The following is an 851-nucleotide window of genomic DNA, read 5'->3' on the forward strand; positions in this document are numbered from 1 at the left end:
GCCAGCAGCTCCAACGCCTGCTCAGCTCTGTCGGCTTGCACCGGGATGCCGAGCGGGCGGCGTTTTCCGTTCTTTTTGGGGATGTAGATCCGTCTGAGCGGTTTTGGCGTGTAGTCCTTCGCATTCAACTGGTGGGCTTGTCGCCACTTCTGCGCGGGCGTCTTCAGCACGATGCCGTCGACCCCCGCCGTCTTGCTCCCCCGATTGGAGCTGACCCGCTGCACCGCCAAGAGCTTGGCGGCCAGCGAGTTGGCGAGCAGGCGTTGCAGCGACCGCACGCGGTGCCACTTGCCGGCTCTGACCGCCTTCACGATCCTGGCTTGTAGTCGGCTGACCTGGCGGCGTACCCTGGACCAGTCGATGGATAACCAGCGTGCCGCCACGTCGTGCGAGCCTTCAATGGCGCCGATGGCGCTCATTGTCCAAAGAAACTGCGCACGTTGAGCGTGTCCTCACCTGTCTCGTGAATCAAGACCAGCCGGAAGTCTGCCCCCTTTCGGGGTGGGGCAAAGCTTGAACCCCTATCCGATCCATTACAGACCGACCTTCGCTTTCTCCGGCCTCCTTTACCCCCTGGCCCTTCGACGGCCCCTTGCGGCGCCTCTACCACCCTCCTGGTGGAGACCATGGGGCTTACCACGTTTCGCACACGCACCATTCCCGAAGGGCTTAGGCCCCGCCTATCCGCCGGCAGCACGCGATCTGCGCGGGACGAGCATTGGACGTCCCGACCTGGCTGCTTACCTTTTGGTTCATGCCTCTCAGCCTCTTTGGCATGTTGTCAATAACGACGGCTCGACAGCGGTTCACCTGAGTTGGCCATCCCCTTCAACCCCAGCTCCCGACCACCG

Annotated in this window: 1 protein-coding gene; it reads right to left on the minus strand. The window is 63.0% G+C overall.

The genetic code is table 11. The features are described from left to right. On the minus strand, positions 1 to 419 hold a 419-nt coding region (locus tag G3446_RS27060), incomplete at its 3' end, for a reverse transcriptase N-terminal domain-containing protein (protein WP_209262673.1). Between the last annotated feature and the right edge of the window lie 432 nt (positions 420 to 851).

Source organism: Thiorhodococcus minor (assembly GCF_010820565.1).
Lineage (GTDB): Bacteria > Pseudomonadota > Gammaproteobacteria > Chromatiales > Chromatiaceae > Thiorhodococcus > Thiorhodococcus minor.